Consider the following 16,116-nt stretch of genomic DNA (forward strand, 5'->3'; position numbering starts at 1 on the left):
CCCAATTCGCGCGTCTATAATCGATTGCATGAGACCGCCATATGCACATGGTCGTTTGTCGACCGCTCCCCGCCTGATCGCGTCGCTGTGCGCCGCAGCCTTCGTCCTCGCCGGATGCGGCGGCGGCGGCGGTTCGCCCGGCGCCGGCCAGACTTCGCAGCAGCCGCCCCCGTCGACCACGCCGACCAACCCGACTCCGCCGACCGGCGGGGCATCGCCGGAAGACCTCAACCCGAATCTGCTGGGCGAAGCCTTCAGCACCTACTGGAACCTGTGCGCCAAGCCGCGCACCGGCCTGGACACCGAAGGCAAGCCCTTCCCGGACCGCCAGGGCACGCTGCTCGACGAGCTGAAGTTCCTGCGCGCCTGGTCGAACCAGTACTACCTCTGGTACAACGAGATTCCGAATACCTACCGGATGGCGGATTTCACCAACGCGATCGACTACTTCAACGTGCTCAAGACGCCGGCCCTGACCGCGTCGGGCCAGCCGAAGGACAAGTACCACTTCACCTATGCCACCGAGGAGTGGGAAAAGGAGCAAAACTCCGGAATCGAACTGGGCTATGGCGTGACCTGGAAGCGCAACAGCGCGACCGTCCCGCGCACCTGGCTGGTCGCGATGGTGGAGCCGGGTTCGCCGGCGGCGGCTGCGGGCCTGCGGCGCGGCGACATGCTGCTCAAGGTGGACGGCGTGGACTTCGTCAACGGCGGCACCGCCGACCAGGTCAACAGGATCAATGCCGGCCTGTTCCCCGAGACGGCCGGCGCGGCGCACCAGTTCACCCTGCAGCGCAGCGGCAGCACCTTCGACGTCTCGATGCTTGGCGCGGACGTGCGCATCGATCCGGTCAAGCACGTGCAGGTGCTCGATACACCGACAGGCAAGGTCGGCTACCTGAGCTTCGAGACCCACAACCAGGTGTCGGAGAAGGAGCTGGTGGACGCCTTCACCACCCTCAAGCAGGCCGCCGTGAGCGACCTGGTGCTCGACATGCGCTACAACGGCGGCGGCCTGCTGTACATCGCCAGCGAGCTGTCCTACATGATCGCCGGCCCCGAGCAGACCAGCGGCAAGATATTCGAGCGTCCGCAGTACAACGACAAGACGCCACAGCAGCCGGCCATCCCGTTCCGCAACACGGCCTACGGCTTCAGCTCGCCGAATCCGGTGCGCGCGGGCACGCCGCTGCCTTACCTGGGCCTGAAGCGCGTCACCGTCTTGACCACCTCGGGCACCTGCTCGGCCAGCGAAGCCGTGATCAACGGCCTGCGCGGCGCCGACGTCCAGGTCGACGTGATCGGTAGCACAACCTGCGGCAAGCCCTACGGCTTCACGCCGGTGCCGAACTGCGGCACCACCTACTTCTCGATCGAGTTCAAGGGCGTGAACAACAAGGGCTTCGGCGACTTCTCGGACGGCCTGGCGCCGACCTGCCAGGTGGCCGATGACCTGTCGCGTCCGCTCGGCGACCGCAGCGAAGGCCTGCTGGCCGCGGCCCTGACCTACCGCGAGACCGGCACCTGCCCGCCGGCCAGCCGCGCGCGCCAGGTGCCGATGGAGATCGTGCGCCATCCGGCCAAGGAAATCTCGATCTACACGAAGCCGCCGCAGTAAGCTGCGCGCGCAAAAAGAGCCCGGCCAGCACTGCTGCCGGGCTCTTTTCATTCTGGAAACAGGTCTATAATCGTCGGCTTTGTCACCCGCTTGATTGTGGAGTTTCCGATGATCCGTTCCGCCCTGCTGCTGGCCCTGCTGGCTGCCGTTCCCTTCGCCCATGCCGCCCCCGACCTGACCACCGTGTCGGAGCGCTCCGGCTTCCAAACCACCGGCCGCTACGATGAAGTCATGGAACTGTGTGCTGGCTTTCAAAAAGCCTATCCGAAGCAGGTGAAGTGCATCGAGTTCGGCCGCACGCCGGAGAACCGCCCCATGCTGGCGCTGGTCGTCTCGAACACCGGCGCCTTCACGCCGCAGGCGGCGAAGAAGCAGGGCCTGCCGGTGACCCTGATCCAGGGCGGCATCCACGCCGGCGAGATCGACGGCAAGGACGCTGGTTTCCTGGCCCTGCGCGAAACCCTCAACGGCAAGCTGGCCAAAGGAGCGTTGGACAAGCAGGTCCTGCTGTTCGTTCCGGTGTTTAACGTCGACGGCCACGAGCGCTTCGGCAAGTGGAACCGCCCGAACCAGCGCGGCCCGGTCGAGATGGGCTGGCGCACCACCGCCCAGAACTACAACCTCAACCGCGACTACGTGAAGGCCGACGCGCCCGAGATGCAGGCCATGCTCAAGCTGGTGAATGCCTGGGACCCGCTGACCTACGTCGACCTGCACGTGACCGACGGCGCCAAGTTCCAGCACGACGTCTCGATCCAGGTCGAGCCGGTGTACTCGGGCGATCCGGAATTCCGCAAGGCCGGCCTGGCCCTGCGCAGCAAGGTGATCGCCGACATCGCCAAGCAAGGCTCGATGCCGCAGTCCTACTACATGTCCTTCGCCAAGACCGACGACCCGCAATCGGGCTTCATCGACAGCGTCTCGGACCCGCGCTTCTCGACCGGATACTTCCCGCTGCGTAACCGCATGGCGATGCTGGTCGAGACCCATTCGTGGAAGGATTACCCGACCCGCGTGCGCGTCACCCACAATACCGTGATCTCGGTGCTCGAGCAGGTCGCGCAGAACGGCAAGGCCTGGCAGCAGGGTGCCCGGGCCGCGGACGCCCGCGCCGCCCAACTGGCCGGCACCCCGGTCGCGCTGACCTACCGCACCACCGACAAGACCGAGATGGTCGACTTCCAGGGCTACGAATACACCCGTACCCCGTCCGAGGTGTCGGGCATGCTGATGACCCGCTACGACGAAAGCAAGCCGCAGGTGTGGCGCGTGCCGCTGCGCGAGGAAGTGGTGCCGGAGCGCGTGGTCAGCGCACCGCGCGCGGGCTACATCGTGCCGGCCGCCTGGGCCGACATCGTGGCCAAGAAGCTGACCCAGCACGGCATCGGCTTCCGCAAGCTGGACAAGGCGATCGCCCAGGCGAGCGTCGAAACCTTCCGCGCCGACAAGGCGACCTTCGGCGCCACCTCGCTGGAATCGCACCAGCGCTTGAGCGTCGACGGCAACTGGAAGACGGAGCCACGCGCCGTCCTGGCAGGTTCGCTGTACGTGCCGGTGAACCAGCCGAAGGCGCGCCTGGTGGTCGCGATGCTGGAGCCGCAGGCGCCGGACTCGCTGCTGGCCTGGGGCTACTTCAACAACGCCTACGAGCGCAAGGAGTACATGGAAGAATACGTGGCCGAGGATGTGGCGCGCGAGCAGATGGCCGCCGACCCGGCGCTGGCCGCCGAGTTCAAGCGCCGCGTCGACACCGACCCGGCCTTCGCCAAGAACCCGCACGCGCGCCTGGACTTCTTCTACAAGCGCCATGCTTCGTGGGACGAGCGCCACAACCTCTACCCCGTCTACCGCACCGCCACCGCTCCCTGAGCGTCTAACAATTCCCGCCATGGCGGCGTTGCACCGTCTCGCCGTACTAGCGTACTGTCTTCGACGGTACGCCTTGCCCTGGCGGTTTTGTTAGACGCTCTTCGAGCGTCCCCGCCCGCGCCTGATCCGCACATACGATGCGGATCAAGCGCATGGCGTGCGCCGTCCCCCGGGCGGCGCCGATTCGCTAGACTGCCAGGGTCGCCGCCATTCTTCGCCCTGCAATGCGTGCCTGCCGTGTTTCCCTCCAGCCCGGCATCCGCGCCGCGATCGCGACGCTGCCCGTCGTCTTTCTCCTGTCCAGCCTGGTCACCGGTTTCGGTATCGGCCTGGCCGCCTTCCTGTTCCTCGGTATTGCACTCTGGCAGTGGCGCGCCAGCCGCGCGGCCCTGGTGAACGACTGGCCGGCCCTGCGGCTGGTAGCACTCGCGTTTGCCGTCTACGCCGCCTATGCGCTATTCCTGCACCTGGCGCGCGCCACCGGCTGGAACACGGTCGAGGCGCCCCTGCGGATGCTGCTCGCCCTGGCCATCGTGCCGGTACTGCGGGTGGCGCAGCTTGACGCGCGGCCGTGGTGGATTGGCGCCTGCGCCGGTGCGCTGGCCGCGGCCGCCCTGGCGGCCTGGGAACGCTGGGGCGCCGGCTTCGAACGTGCCGGCGGCTTCCTGAACCCCATCGTGTTCGGCAACCTGGCGCTGGTGCTGATTCTCGTGGCGCTGGCGTCGCTGCTGGACCCGCGGGTGCGCCGGCACTGGTGGTGGGCGGCGGCCGCCGCGCTGGCGGGGGCCGCCGCCTCGCTGCTGTCCGGCAGCCGCGGCGGCTGGCTGGCCCTGCCGCCGGCCTTCCTGCTGCTGTGGACCCAGCGCCGCCATATCCCGCGTGCCGTGCCGGGCGGCCTTGCGCTGGCGATCGGCGCGCTGGTCGTGCTGGCGTATGCGTTGCCGGCCACCGGGGTCAGGGCGCGGGTCGAGGTGGGCCTGAGCGACCTGCGCCTGTACGTGGACGGCAATCCCCTCCCGACCTCGCTGAGCATACGCCTCGAGCTATGGAAGGCAGCCGGCATGCTGGCCAGCGAGCATCTGCTGGCCAGCATCGACACAGCCGCCTACAAGGCGCAGATGCGGGACTGGATCGCCGAGGGCAGGCTCAGTCCGGCCGTGTTCGCGCCGCCGGAGCCGCCACACCTGCACAACGACGCCCTGCAAGCCCTGGTGACGCGGGGCCTGCCCGGACTGGCCTGCTGGCTGGCGATCATGCTGGCGCCGCTGTGCTGGTTCGGGCAGCGCCTGCGCCGTGCCGCCAGCGGGGAACAGGCGGCGCCGGCGCTGGCCGGCCTGCTGGTGGTGGTGAGCTATGCCATGGCGGGACTGAGCGAGGTGATGTTCTGGTCGATGAAGGCGAGCCTGCTGTATGCCATGCTGGTGTTCGCCTTCATGGCCTGCTGCCTGCAGGCCGCGGATCCGCCCTGCAGCAGGCTGCGCCGGCCTTCCCCTAGCGGCCCTCGTGACGGCGGCGCCGCTCGATCTTCACCAGCCCCTGGCGGTTCGCCTTCGGTCCCGGCGCAGCGTCCGCCGGACGTCCTTCGAGAAACGTGGGGCAAGGTCCCAGCCGGCCGGCCCAGCCGTCGGCCAGCGCCTGCCTGACGACGCGCCAGGCGCCTTTCCGGAAGCGCCCACGGCAAGCCAGCCATAGTCCCAGCCCGGTCAGTGTGGCGACGGCTCCCGCCAGCTGCGGCAAGCGCGCATGCCGGCGCGCCACCACCACCCGGTTGCGCAGGTTGTAGTAGTGGCGCGGGCCGATCGGCCCGGCACGCATCTTGCTGGCAGGAGCGCGCAGGTGGTCGACGACGCTGCCGGGCGCCAGCCACAGCGGCCAGCCGGCGCGCCGCAGGCGCAGGCAGTATTCGGTGTCGTCGTAGGACAGGAACAGGGTCGCATCGGGCAGGCCGCAGGCCGTGGCGGCGCGCGCCGACACCAGCAGGCCGACGAAGGAGGCGGTGTCGACCCTGACCAGCGCGCGGCAGTAGTCTGCGGGCGCGATCGCGCGTTCGATGCCGCTGAGCAGCTTGTAACGGCGCCGGTGCGCCAGCGCCAGTCCGCCGAACTCGAAGACCGCCGGCGCCACGGCGCCGGGCGCCGCCATGCTGCTTGCCTGTGCCAGCGCCTTGGCCAAGCGTTCCAGCGTGTCGGGGCGCGGCACCGCATCGTCGTCCAGCAGCCAGATCCAGTCGCAGCCGCCGACCAGGGCGTGGCGCATGCCGAGGGCGAAGCCGCCGGCGCCGCCCAGGTTGCTACGCGAACGCAGCACTTCCAGGCCGGGGCGGCGCGCCAGCACCGCGGCGGTCTCCGGTCCGCTGCCGTTGTCGACCACGATGACGTGGTCGGGAGGGCGGTGCTGGGACTGCAGCGCCGCCAGCACCTGCTGCAGCAGTTGCGGGCGGTCGCGGGTGACGACGACGGTGACGATCCGCATGGCCGGCTACAAGTGGCGCGCAAGCCGGCCCAGCATGCGGCGTACCGGCGCGCTGCTGCGTTGCGGATCGAACAGCAGCGCATGCAGCAGGCGGCTGTGGCGGAAGGCGAGGGCGGTCAGGCGCTTGCTGCGTTCCCGCTCGCGGATCAGGCGGCGCAGGGCGGCGCCATCCTGGAAGCCGGCCAGCTCGGGCCCCTGCAGCGCGACCCAGTCCAGGTGCATCATGTTGTTCATGCACTGGAAGCGCGACCCGCCCACCCAGGCATACTTGGGAAAGACCAGGCCGATCTGCCAGGGGTCGAGCAGCATCACCTCGTGGGCCATGAAGCGCGCGTGGTCGCGCAGCACCGCCTCCGACGTGTCGTTCAGCACGCGCGGGCAAGCATAGCCGCGGGCGCCGGCGAACTGGGTGCACAGGTGCTGCTCGACCGCGAAGCGGGCACGGAAGCGGCGCTCGAAGATCGACGAACCGGGCGGATGGGCGCGCTGTTCGTAATGGCGCGCATCAATCGCGTCCATCGGCGCGGCCGACCAGTAGGCCTGCAGCAGTTCGGTGGGGCCGAAATGGAACCAGTCGCTCAGGTGGTAGGGCAGGCGCTCGAACATGAGCGGGTCGAGGGTGAAGAAGGAACAGGCCAGCAGCCGTTCGCGTCCTCCGTCGCGGCGGCGCTGCTCGGCAGCGAAGTCGAGGAAGCCGGCATGTTCCAGGAAGCAGTCGGTGCGCAGCTTGACCGCGTAGGGCGTGCGCACGGCCGCCAGGCCGGCGCGCGTGCTGGCCAGTTGCCGGTTGGCGTTGTTGGCCTTGTCGTCGTCGAGCTTGAGCGGCGCCAGCGGGCCGGGGTCCGGGCTGAGCACCACGACGTCCACGCCCAGCTTGCGCGGCACGTCCGTGTCCTCCCAGGTCGACAGGACGATGCGGGCCCCCGGCAGCACTTGGCGCGTCAGGCGGATATTGCGCACGAAGGCGTCGCGCTCGCGCGTGACGTAAGGCTTGAACGCGCCCTGGAACACGAGGGTGATGTCGGAAGTCTTCATGGGGCGACAGGCGGCTGGTGCGACGTGGGCTCCGGCTGCGGCGCCGGCGCCGGAGCGGGCGCCAGTGCGTCGATGTAGCGGCGCAGCGGATGGTCCGGGCGGCGCGCTACCCGCTTCACGCCGAACAGGCCGTGGCGGTCGAATACGCGCCAGGTGTTGTTCCCGTCGGACATCCATTCGTAGCGCGCCAGCCAGGCCGCATCGTCGGCGCCGATGCGATCGACCAGGCGCCGCCGTATCCGGTGGAAGCCGCTACGGATCATCAGGTATTCGATGAGGCGGCGTGGAAAGTAGCGGGGATCGCCCGGGCGGCCGATCAGCGGATCGGCATAGCGCAGCACGCGCCAGAAGGCCCGGTCGAAGCGGTGCACCTCGGACAGCACGTAGGGACGGCCCCCGATGGGCGCGCCCAGCGCATGGGCTGCGGTGGCAAGCCAGACTTCCTCGCGCGGATAGGCGGCGCTGCCGTCGAGGTGGCGCTCGAGCAGGGCCGCCACCTCGAACAGCAGCGCCGCTTCGAAGCTGGCGCCCTCGACCTGGGACCCGACCAGGCTGGTGCTGCCGAGCCGCCGGCACAGGTTTGCCAGCGGCTGGTCGGCCAGCGCCGGCGCGGCGAAACGCCAGCGGCTGCCGGCGCGGATGGGCCGCGTGTGCAGGAAGTTGCCGCCACGTCCCAGCCAGGCGGCCAGGCCGGGCCGCACCAGCATGTCGTTCGAGGCATGCAGGCAGATGCGGCTGGCGTCGCCGGCGCGGCGGATCCAGGCGATATTGGCCAGGTGGGCCTGCAGGATGCCGCCCCAGCGCGTCGCATGGCGTGCGGGATTGAGCACAACGTTGCGGCAGCCGGCCGCCTGCAGCGCCGTATTCAGCTCGGGCAGGCTGAAGCGGGCATTGGCCGAGATGTGCAGCACGATGCGCGCTTCGGGGAAGAAGACGGCGAAGTTCCTGGCTTGTCCTGCGACTACCCCTGCCTGCGTGTGCACGGGGAGCGATATGTAGATCAAAACAGGCTCCGTGCGTTGTCGTGCAAGGCACTGTATTCCTGCGGCGTGCCGGCGAAGTGCACCTCGTGCGCACCGGTCTGGTGGTACATGATGCGCTTGCCCGATGAGATCAGCTGGTTGTACAGGGGCGCGACGTAGAGTTCGCCCCATTGGCGCAGGTAGCGGCCGCCATCGCCGAGGGCATGCTCGCAGCTGGCGCCGAAATCGGCGGCGCGCGCGAAGTAGTACAGCCCGGTGCTGCACAGCGGAGAGACGCGGCGCTTTTCGGTAGTCTCGGCAACCAGGGGGCAGAGCGAGGTGGCGGGGCGCACGAAGGACCAGTGCGCGCCCTCGCCGGCGAACACTTCCAGGTAGCCGTCGCTCGACTCCATGGCCTCGGGGAAGCGGTAATGCGGCCGGATGGTGTCGATGTTGAAGATGAGCAGGGCCTCGTTGCCGCCGGCGCCGGCAGCGTCCAGGCCGCGCAGCACGGTTTCGGCCTGGCCGCGCGTGCTCTCGCCGAGGCCGACCGCAAGGTAGTTGTCCAGGCCCAGCCTGTCGCATTCGCGCGCGATGAAGTCGTCGGCGCCGAAGGCATGGCGGTGGACGAACACGAAGCGCTCGCTGCCGAAGTAGTGTTCGAACGAGCGCAGGCAGCAGCCGAACAGCGTCTGCCCGTCGAGCGGCAGTTCGTACTTGGGGCGGGAATAGCCGGCGTCAAAGAAGCGGCGGCTCATTCCCGCCATCGGAATCACGATCATGCGCTCTCCATTCGAGGTAAACGCGGATGGCATTGGCCAGCAGGGCGCGCTGGCGTAGCGGGGCGTCGGCGTGCAGCGGCAGCATCGACAGGAACAGCAGCACCATGACCGGGTAGCAATCCCATGCGGTGGGCAGGCGGCCGGCGAAGGGCGTGGCCAGGAACAGCTCGCGGATCGGCCCGGTGCGCTGCGCCAGGACCCGGAAGCGCAGCGCGTGGCCGGGAGGCAGCCCATGCAGGGCTGAGCCGGTCGAGGAGCGCACCGGCGAGAGCGGCGACGCGCCCGCCTGGAGGCGCGTGCGGCCCTTGCCTTGCCCGTCCAGCTCCCCGCTCAGCTGCAGGTTCCGCGGTTCACCGAACTGTGCGCTGCCCGCACTGCTCATCTGCATGCCCAGGCGCTCGTCCTGTTCGTCGCCATGCCGGGCGTCTTCTTCCAGCACGAAGTGCCCGGCCACGATGTGGTCGTACAGCCCGAGCACCGAATGGGCGAGCTTGCCGATGTCGTAGCGCAGGTCGCCGAAGCGGGAGGGGCGGCCGCTGGCATCGGTCCCGCGCGGGTCGATGGTCTTGACGCGGCCGGCGCGAAAGTCGAACAGGATATTGCTGAAGCAGAAGTCGCCGTGCAGGAAGCTCGGTTCGGGAGGGCCGGCGTCGACCGCGGCGCTGGCCTGTTCGGCGATGACGCGCAGCGAGGGCGTGCGTACGCCGTTGAGGGCCCAGCCGGCGTCGAGGTCGCACCCGGCCGTGCTGGCATAGGCCTCGAGCCGCGACAGGGTCTTGTCGCGGTAGGCCTGGCGGATGGCGTCGAGCGGCGGCGGCTGTTCCAGCGGGACCGCCCGCGCGGTGCGCAGGAAGGCATCGGCGGCACGGAAGATGCGTGCCCAGACCCGCTCCGGCAGGCGTCCGAAGACGTAGAGCTCGTTCAGGGCGGCCAGGTGCAGGTATTCGAGCTGGTAGCCGCAGCCGCAGCCCTCGTCGGTGCGCCCGATGTAGGGCGCCAGGAAGGGCTTGACGGAGCGCGGCGCCCGTTCGAACCATTCGGCCTCGGCCGCGATCTTGCCGCTGTCGTCCCCGGTCTTGGTGACCACGCCGTCGGACACGCGCAACTGGTTGAAGTGGCGCTGGGTGGTGACGGTGCGCTTGGAATCGAAATAGGTGTGCACGTGGCCGAAATCGAGCCAGCGCGCGACCGGCCAGTGGTCCAGGCCGACCTGGCGCTCGTAGGCGACGACCGAGGCGATGAAATCTCCCCCTTCGGCCAGCAGTTCGCGCAGCCGCGCCGGATCGGAAAACGCGAACATGCCGGTCCAGATGCCGCCCGGCTGGCCGTGCCTGGGCACTTCGTGGTACCAGTCGTAGTACTCGTCGGTCTGGCCCACCGCCAGCCAGTCGCTGCCGCTGCGCGGCGGGTCGTCGATCAGGGTGTCGCCGTACAGGATTTCGATCGGCCCGCCGACGCCGTGCGTGGAGAGGAAGTCGTGCACTGCCCAGCCCAGCGCCGCGCCGGTTTCGGTACGGTAGAGCGTGATGCCGCAGGCTTGCAGGCAGGCGGCATCGGCCTCGTCGAGTGCGAAGTCGCCCGGCACCGTCATGACCACCTGCGCATGGCGGGCGCCATGGCGCTGCGCCTGGTAGGTGAACAGCCGCCGGTTGCCCACGGGAAGAAAGGCGGGCGGAATGCGGCCGAACTCGGCGTACAACTCGCTGTCGACGTAGGCGCCGGAAGTAATGAGCAGCATTTATGCCTCGCGCCGTTCGTCCGCCAGCAGGGCCGAGATGTCGGCGAGGGAATAGCGCAGGAATTCCGACGGCCGCACGGCCTTGTCGTCGACGTAGAAGCCTTGCGTGCCACACCACGGCTTGCCGACGTGGAGCTCGTCGCAGGGCACGCCATGGCGTGACAGCCATTCGACGATGAGGGGCAGCGTGTGCAGGTTGATCTTGCCGACGTTGCCGCTGTAGGTGCGCACGTTGCGGCTGGTGTTGATCACGATGTCGAAGCCGTCGCGCTGGTAGTCGCGCAGGCGGGCGATCAGGGCCAGGTTGGGAAGCGCATGCGCATAGCCCGCTTCTGTGCAGTAGGCGATGGTGTCGTCGAGGTCGATGATCAGGCGTTTCATGCGACCAGAATAGGCGGGGCCGGAAGCGGATTGATGATCCATGTCTATCGTGCGCACGGTGCCCACAAGCGCTCACAGGAGGTTGGCGTCGACTTCGCACAAGAGCCCGTGTTCGAGCCGGAAGAAGCGGCGGCAGTGGCGCTTGAGGGCCGCGATGTCGTGCGAGGCGAACACGAAGATGCGCACCGAGGAGATCAATGCTTCCATGCGGGTGGCGGCCTTGAGCTGGAACTCGGCGTCGCCGGCGCCGAAGATCTCGTCGACCAGCAGGATGTCCGGACTGGTCGAGGTGGCCACCGCGAACATCAGGCGCGTGGCCATGCCGGCCGAATAGGTGCGCACCGGCAGGTGCAGGAAGGGGCCGAGCTGGGTGAATTCCTCGATGTCGGGCAGGCGCGCGGCGATCTCGCGCTTGCCGATCCCGAGCAGCATCGCCATGCGCCGGATGTTTTCGTAACCGCTCAGTTCGCTTTCCATGCCGGCCCCCAGCTCGAACACGGTGGCCACCCGGCCCTCGCGCAGCACGCTGCCGGACGAGGGGCAGTACACCCCGGCCATGGTGCGCAGCAGGGTGCTCTTGCCGGCGCCGTTGTGGCCCAGCAGCCCGACGCTGTCGCCGTCGCGCAGCCGGAAGCTGGCGTCGCGTAGCGCGGTGACAAGCTGGATGCCGCTTCCCTCGGATTCGATGCGCCCGCCCGTCGAGACCCGCATCAGGTGCCGGCGCAGGGACTTGGCGCGTACGTCGTAGACCGGATACTGGACCGTCACGCGGTCGAATTCGAGGCGCGCCATGGTCAGATCCAGTAGGCGATGCGGTTGCGCTTGGCGTTGAACAGCCACAGGGTGAGGATCCAGCCGCCCAGGCACAGCAAGGCATTGGTCAGCACCACGAAGCCGGGCGGCGCCGCGCCCAGCAGCGGATAGCGCATCAGCTCGATCAGGTGGCTGAACGGATTGAACCAGATGAACTCCGCGCTGAAGGGCAGGTAGTCGGGCCGGTAGAACACCGGGCTGAGGAACATCAGCAGCGGCATGGCGGCGGCCAGTACGTATTCGAGGTCGCGGAAGCGCGCGCCAAGCATGCTGAGCAGCAGCGCCAGCCACAGCAGGTTGGCCGCCACCAGCAGCAGGCAGGGCAGGGCCAGCAGGGTATAGCGCGTGACGGGCACGTCGAACATCAGCACGACCGCGAGCAGCACCGGCAGGTTGTGCGCGAAGTTGATCAGGTGCTTGAGCACCATCTGGATGGGCGGCATCGACAATGGCATGCTGATGTTGCGGATCAGCGCCGCCTGCCGCCAGTAGGTGGTGCTGGATTCGAGGATACAGCCGCTGAGTAGTTGCCACAGGATCAGGCCGCAGGTGAGCGAAGGCACGAAGCTGGCGCGCTCCATGCGCAGCAGCTCGCTCCAGACGAGGCCGAGGCCGAGCGTGCCGGCGGCGGTGCCGAGCGTCATCCAGAACGGGCCGAGCACGCTGCGCCGGTAGCGCGCGCGCAGGTCGCTGGCCGCGATGAAGGCGATCACGTGCAGCAGCCCCCAGGCGTGGCGCAGGTCGGCCAGGGCAGGACCGCCCAGGACCTTGCGCACGCTGCCGTTCATGGTGGTCGTGGCGGTGGTTGACATGATGGGCGATTCTGGCCCGCCGTGTCCCCATGCGCCTGATCTTGCGCAATCGGGCGCGATACCGATGCAACTGCCGATCCTGTCATGCCGTCTGAATCTTCATGTGGCCGCGGGCCGGTTCCGGAGACGTCGATGGACAATTTTCTCAAGCAGTATGCGCGCATGCAAAAGACTTTCTATGACGACTCGCCCGCGGATGTCGAGGAGATCGTCGGCAACTACGACTACCACGAGAACTTTCCCTACGAGACCCACCTGCTGCACCTGTACGGCGACATCCGCAAGCCCGTGCTGGCCGACCCGCAATCGGCACGCGGCTTCGAGATCGGCTGCGGCGAAGGCCGCATGGTGCGGCGCATGTCGCGCCTGCTGGGCCAGGTCGACGGCGCCGACATCTCCAAAAAGATGGTGCGGGCGGCGCGCTCCCGCACCCCGAATTCCGAGATCTTCCTGAGCAGCGGCACCGACTGCGGCGAGGCCCCGTCCGGCGCCTACGATTTCGCCTACTGCGCCATCTCGATGCAGCACATCTGCGTGTACGACACGCGCGCCCGCATCCTCGACGACATCGTGCGCATCCTGCGTCCCGACGGCTGCGCCACGCTGCAGTTCTTCTTCTCGCGCTACTACCCCTATTGCCGCACCGCACCGCCGCCCATCAACGAGGCCTTCCTGGTCGACATCCACCACATCGACCGCCTGCACGCGCGCTGGACCGAGAACCGCTGGGACGCGGCCGGCACCAACAGCGCCTGCGACGTCGCCTTCGGCACCGACGACATCCCGCGCGTGCTGGAAGACTTCGGCCGCTGGTTCCGCCAGGCCGACGTCTGGTTCCACGACATCTCGCTGGGACGGCCGGACGGGCGCGGCGGCGGGCGCGAGCGCGTCCTGCCCGAGGTCCATCCCAACTGCCATGGATGGGACGACGCCTGGTTCACGCACATGGCCTTTTTCCACCTGCGCGGGCCGAAAAAATGACGCGGGCGCCGGTCCTGGCCAGCTGCTCGGTGGTGGCGTACGCCAATCCCCCCGAGCAGATCGAGCGCCTGCTGCGCGGGGTGAGCGGCAGCTGGCCGCGGCTGCTGACCTACCTGATCGAGAACTCCCCCGAAGACAGCCTGCGCAGCCTGGCGCCGCGCTACCAGGCCCTGTACTGGCACCAGCCGGACAATCCGGGCTTCGGCCGTTCGCACAACCGGGCGATGCGCGCCGCGATGGAGGCCGGCAGCCGCTACCACTTCGTCCTCAATCCCGATATGTATTTTTCTGAAGACAGCTTTCCGCGCCTGCTGGCCTACATGGAAAGCCAGGCCGACGTGGCCATGCTGTCCCCGCGCATCTGCTTTCCCGATGGCCGCCTGCAGCCGCTGTGCAAGCTCCTGCCGGCGCCGATCGGCCTGGCGACGCGGCGCTTCCTGCCCTGGCTGCACCGGCGCACGGGAGTCCAGCGCGACTACGAGATGCATGCGAGCGGTTACGACCGCATCATGGACGTGCCGGTCCTGTCCGGATGCTTCATGCTGATCCGCACCGATGCGCTGGCCAGGGCGGGGCTGTTCGACGAACGTTTCTTCCTGTATTTCGAGGACGTCGACCTGTCGCGGCGGCTGGCCCGTGTCGGACGCACGGTGTTCTATCCGCTCGTGACGGTGATGCACGAATATGGCCGCGGCTCCTACCGTGACTGGCGGCTGCTGTGCCATCACAGCGCTTCCGCGGTGCGCTACTTCAACAAATGGGGCTGGTGGTTCGACGAGGAGCGAGAGCGCGTCAATGCCCGCGCGCTAGGCAGTATCCTGCTCGAGAAGGAAAGAACGGGGATCGAAGCTGCCACGAACAACCCGCCGGTAACGTGACCGGATCGCGCGTCGATGGCCGTCATCCATGCGCTGGCTGTGGCATCCAGCAGCATGCCGAGACTACCCCGGTCTCCACCAACAACCCTTCGCTTGTAGAAAAAATGTCTGCAGCACTTATGCTGGTGGCATAACCTTGTTGCCGTTCGGATACATTCTCCATTGAGCAATTGCTAATTTGCAACGTCTGACATAGTCTCGCGAGACTGCGCGCCGGTTACAAAAAAAGACAAACTGCGCAGGTGAGAGAACCTAACGACCTGAAGAGACCCATGTCGCTCCGCGCGACAGGGCTTGTTCCGTCCTGCTCGATCGGGATGGAGGCATGTCACACGTGTTTCTGCGCCTGCCGGACGTCGCCGGCGTACCAATGCCCAGCACTGAAAGACGAATGCCATGTCCAAAACGACCCTGCCACAACGCTCCACCCTTGCCCTGACCATCGCCTTTGCTCTCGGAGGCTGTGGCGGCGGTGGAGGCGATTCGGCGCCGCCGGCCCCTCCCGGCCCGATTGCCCAGCCGCCGGCACCGAGCACGGCATTGACCGGCATCGTTGTCGACGGCTACCTGAGCGGCGCGACGGTTTGGCTCGACCAGAACAACAACGGCCAGCGCGACAACGGCGAGCCTTCTGCGGTCACTGACGCCGGCGGCAAGTTCAGCCTGACGGTCGCCGCAAGCATCGCCCAGGTCAATGGCCAGCGCCTACGGGTGGCCGGTGGCATGGACACCTCGACCAGCCTTGCGTTCAACTACACGATGAGCGCGATCGTCGAAGATGCGGCCAGCAAGCCATCGGTGACGGTCACACCCCTGACGACGATCGTCGAAGCCATGCTCGCTTCGAACGCCGCATCGAACGTGGCACAAGCGCGCGAGACCGTAGCGCGCGTGTTCGGCCTGTCCTCGGCGGCGGTGCTCGACAAGGACCCGCTGACGCTGGCAGCCACCGAGCCGACCCTGATCCAGAAGATGGTCGCTCTGCAGAAAGCCATGGAAGTCATGGCGCGCACCGAGAAGGCCGCTGCCGAGGCCGACGCGACCGCTGCCTATGGCCGGGTGGCCCAGGCAGTGGCCGCCGAAGTGGCGCGCACCGGTGCGTCCGGCACCGCAGCCTCGGTCAGCGTCCTGGTGCAGGGCGCCGTGAACAACCAGGACCGCCTGCTGATCAACCGCGCCGCTGCCCGCGGCACGGTAATGCTGGCGTCCGACGTGGCCAACCTGGTGGAAGCGAGCCTGGCGATCGGCATCGGCCGCGTGATGCAGGCGGCGCCGAATGCGACGGGCGTGGTGTTGCAGCCGCTGCTGGCGTTATATGTCGACCCCGTCATCCGTATCGTCGACGACGTGCAGAACCACGCCGAGACGGTGGCGGCCAAGATCAGCCAGGCGCCCGCCGGCCAGCCGCTGCGCCTGGCTACGGTGGCCGCGGAAGCCGGCCTGCCGCTGGTCACCGTGGGACTCGTGAACGCCACCAGCGCGCTGGCCGGCGTGCCGGCGGCGTCCGCCCAGACGCCCGCGGCGCTCGCCGGCGTGCTGCAGGCGATCCAGGCGCTGCCGGTCACGCAGCCGACACCGGCCCCGACCCCGGCGCCGACCGCAGCGCCTACCCAGTCACCGACCCCGGCACCGACCGCAGCGCCGACGCAGGCGCCAACGGCAGCACCGACGCAGGCACCGACGACGGCACCAACCGCAGCGCCGACGCCTGCGCCGACCGCAGCGCCAACGCCTGCGCCGACCGCAGCGCCAACGCCTGCGCCGACCGCAGCGCC

General features: G+C 68.4%; 12 protein-coding genes and 2 pseudogenes. 6 read left to right on the forward strand and 8 right to left on the reverse strand.

The annotated features are described in order from the left end of the window. The first annotated feature begins 55 nt into the window (after positions 1 to 55). The 3 genes from YWC_RS0127515 to YWC_RS31295 all read left to right on the forward strand — a co-directional run bounded on the left by YWC_RS0127515 (position 56) and on the right by YWC_RS31295 (position 5,130). Positions 56 to 1,618 (forward strand): S41 family peptidase, encoded by a 1,563-nt coding sequence (locus tag YWC_RS0127515; RefSeq protein WP_027868202.1) that lies wholly within the window; start codon positions 56 to 58, stop codon positions 1,616 to 1,618. A 108-nt stretch (positions 1,619 to 1,726) separates the two neighbouring features. Next, positions 1,727 to 3,487, forward strand: coding sequence for a M14 family metallopeptidase (locus tag YWC_RS0127520; RefSeq protein WP_027868203.1), 1,761 nt, complete (start codon positions 1,727 to 1,729; stop codon positions 3,485 to 3,487). Between the two features lie 224 nt (positions 3,488 to 3,711). Further along, a complete protein-coding gene (locus YWC_RS31295; protein WP_051306817.1) occupies positions 3,712 to 5,130 on the forward strand; it encodes an O-antigen ligase family protein in 1,419 nt (472 codons plus the stop codon). A gap of 184 nt (positions 5,131 to 5,314) precedes the next feature. Here the strand turns inward: YWC_RS31295 and YWC_RS34010 are convergent. From YWC_RS34010 to YWC_RS0127565, 8 genes and pseudogenes are all read right to left on the reverse strand, one after another. Next, a pseudogene (locus YWC_RS34010) lies at positions 5,315 to 5,959 on the reverse strand (glycosyltransferase); the annotation flags it as partial. 6 nt (positions 5,960 to 5,965) lie between these two features. Next, positions 5,966 to 6,994 carry a WavE lipopolysaccharide synthesis family protein gene (locus YWC_RS31865; protein WP_051306818.1) on the reverse strand — a complete coding sequence of 343 codons (1,029 nt, stop codon included), beginning with the start codon at positions 6,992 to 6,994 and terminating at the stop codon, positions 5,966 to 5,968. Beyond that, positions 6,991 to 7,998: a hypothetical protein gene (locus YWC_RS33480; protein WP_027868204.1), complete on the reverse strand. Its 1,008-nt coding sequence runs from the start codon at positions 7,996 to 7,998 to the stop codon at positions 6,991 to 6,993. Before YWC_RS33480 ends, YWC_RS31865 begins: the two co-directional genes overlap by 4 nt. Next, entirely contained in the window at positions 7,995 to 8,738 is a 744-nt protein-coding gene (locus tag YWC_RS0127545; protein WP_027868205.1) for a glycosyltransferase family protein, read from the reverse strand. Before YWC_RS0127545 ends, YWC_RS33480 begins: the two co-directional genes overlap by 4 nt. After that, positions 8,695 to 10,476 carry a phosphotransferase gene (locus YWC_RS31870; protein ID WP_027868206.1) on the reverse strand — a complete coding sequence of 594 codons (1,782 nt, stop codon included), beginning with the start codon at positions 10,474 to 10,476 and terminating at the stop codon, positions 8,695 to 8,697. The genes YWC_RS0127545 and YWC_RS31870 overlap by 44 nt, the downstream gene beginning before the upstream one ends. Continuing rightward, positions 10,477 to 10,899 (reverse strand): HAD family hydrolase, encoded by a 423-nt coding sequence (locus tag YWC_RS0127555; protein WP_229413222.1) that lies wholly within the window; start codon positions 10,897 to 10,899, stop codon positions 10,477 to 10,479. It abuts the gene before it with no gap. A gap of 30 nt (positions 10,900 to 10,929) precedes the next feature. Beyond that, on the reverse strand, positions 10,930 to 11,649 hold the full coding sequence (locus tag YWC_RS0127560) for an ABC transporter ATP-binding protein (RefSeq protein ID WP_027868208.1): 720 nt from the start codon (positions 11,647 to 11,649) through the stop codon (positions 10,930 to 10,932). Between the two features lie 2 nt (positions 11,650 to 11,651). Next, complete coding sequence (locus YWC_RS0127565) at positions 11,652 to 12,482, reverse strand: ABC transporter permease (protein WP_084416654.1); 831 nt, start codon at positions 12,480 to 12,482, stop codon at positions 11,652 to 11,654. A gap of 132 nt (positions 12,483 to 12,614) precedes the next feature. On the opposite strand from YWC_RS0127565, the gene YWC_RS0127570 reads away from it, so the two are divergent. From YWC_RS0127570 to YWC_RS33640, 3 genes and pseudogenes are all read left to right on the forward strand, one after another. After that, positions 12,615 to 13,463, forward strand: coding sequence for a class I SAM-dependent methyltransferase (locus YWC_RS0127570; protein ID WP_027868210.1), 849 nt, complete (start codon positions 12,615 to 12,617; stop codon positions 13,461 to 13,463). Continuing rightward, on the forward strand, positions 13,460 to 14,341 hold the full coding sequence (locus YWC_RS31315; protein WP_051306820.1) for a glycosyltransferase: 882 nt from the start codon (positions 13,460 to 13,462) through the stop codon (positions 14,339 to 14,341). Before YWC_RS0127570 ends, YWC_RS31315 begins: the two co-directional genes overlap by 4 nt. Before the next feature lie 396 nt (positions 14,342 to 14,737). Then, positions 14,738 to 16,116: pseudogene (locus YWC_RS33640) on the forward strand (hypothetical protein); the annotation flags it as partial.

The sequence above is a fragment of the Massilia alkalitolerans DSM 17462 genome (genome assembly GCF_000427785.1).
In the GTDB taxonomy this organism is placed as follows: Bacteria; Pseudomonadota; Gammaproteobacteria; order Burkholderiales; family Burkholderiaceae_D; genus Telluria; species Telluria alkalitolerans.